Genomic DNA, 1,763 nt, shown 5'->3' on the forward strand with positions numbered 1-1,763 from the left:
ATCTCTGGGTCGGTGGCCTTGCCGAGACGCATATCAATGGCGGCATGGTCGGGCAGACCTTCTGGGTCGTGCTGCAGGAGCAGTTCGATCGCCTGCAGGAGGCCGACCGGTTCTACTATCTCGACCGGGTCGAGAATTTCGACTTCTACGAAAATTTCATCGAGGGCCAGGAGTTCTCGGACATCATCGCCCGCAATACCAGCCTGGCCAATCTGCCGGAGAACATCTTCGAGACCGTCGTCGTCGATGATGGCGGCATCGGCACCGGTAACGGGAGCGGCGGCGTCTCGGGCAACGAGACCGAGAACGGCGGTGGCGGCGGCACCGGCAACGAGACCGAGAATGGCGGCGKCGGCRGCACCGGCAACGAGACGGAGAATGGCGGCGGCGGCGGCACCGGCAACGAGACGGAGAACGGCGGCGGCAGCAGCTCCGGCAACGAATCCGAGAATGGCGGCGGCTCTGGCTCAGGTAACGAGACGGAGAATGGCGGCGGCTCCGGCTCCGGCAGCGAGACGGAGAATGGCGGCGGCAGCGGTTCCGGCAACGAGACCGAGAACGGCGGTGGCGGCGGCGGCAATGGGACCGGGAACGGCGACGGCGGGAGTTGCGGCACCGGCACCGAGACCGGCAATGGCGGCGGAACCGGCGAGACAACGCAGCCGGACGCCGGACTGGTTCTGGTCGGTAYGCCCGAKGCGGACGTGTTGCTCGGGGCGKCKGGGGCSGACAACCTGATCGGCCAGGGCGGCGACGATGTCCTGATCGGAGCGGGCGGCAACGACACGATCTCGGCGGGCGACGGCAACGACTTCGTTGATGCCGGGGAGGGCCGCGACGTGGTCTTCGGCGGAGCCGGCGACGACGTGCTGCTTGGCGGGGCCGGCAACGACCTGATCGATGGCGAGGCCGGCAACGACCGGATCTTCGGTGGCACSGGCGACGACCGGATCACGGCCGGGGCCGGCGACGACACCGTGGTGGCGGGTGCGGGCAATGACGTGTTCGTGGCTGCGATCGGTGACGGCAACGACGTCTATTTCGGCGATGACAGCGACGGCGGCACGGGCATCGACACGCTCGAYMTSTCGGCGATCATGGCGAACCTGACGGTCGATCTCGGCAACGGCCTGCTCGGACGCGGCAGCGCGGTCAGCACGGACAGCGGCAGCGACACGCTCTGGAGCATCGAGAACGTCGCGACCGGYKCGGGCAACGACACGATCACGGCCAGYGCSGCGGTGAACGTGATGGAGGGCGGGGCGGGCAACGACACCTTCCGCTTCGAGAGCAAGGAAGCGGCGGATGGCGACACCATCCTCGACTTCGAGCCCGGCGATAAGCTCGACCTSTCCGGCATCGACGCCAATGGCGCGCTCGCCGGCAACCAGAGCTTCACCCTGACCAGCGGCCCGGCCTTCACCGCCACGGCCCAGCTGGTGGTCTCCTACGAGACCCGGGCCGACGGCGACTACACCGTGGTCAAGGGCAATGTCGACGCCGACGGCGATGCCGACTTCCAGATCAACCTGAAGGGCAGTCACACCCTGACCGCCGGCAACTTCGCGCTCTAGAAGCCGTGTCCTCCCGGCCGGCGGACCCMSTGTCCGCCGGCCGCCTTCCTGCCGACTGCTTCTCCTTTTGACGGTTTGCGATCATGGCACCTTCCAAGGCACAGACCTCCGCCCGCAAGCGCGATGCCGCCAGGCTGACGCTCGGCTTCCGCTCCGCCTTCCTCTTCCTGTTYGCGGTCTCGGGGCTGA

Annotated in this window: 1 protein-coding gene; it reads left to right on the forward strand. The window is 68.0% G+C overall.

The window, feature by feature from the left end:
• Positions 1-1,574, forward strand: a 1,574-nt coding sequence (locus AC1DJT_RS36555; RefSeq protein ID WP_476836045.1) for a calcium-binding protein, incomplete at its 5' end; no start/stop codon positions are given.
• Positions 1,575-1,763 lie beyond the last annotated feature (189 nt).

The organism is Allobosea sp. 05T422_2, from assembly GCF_056396265.1.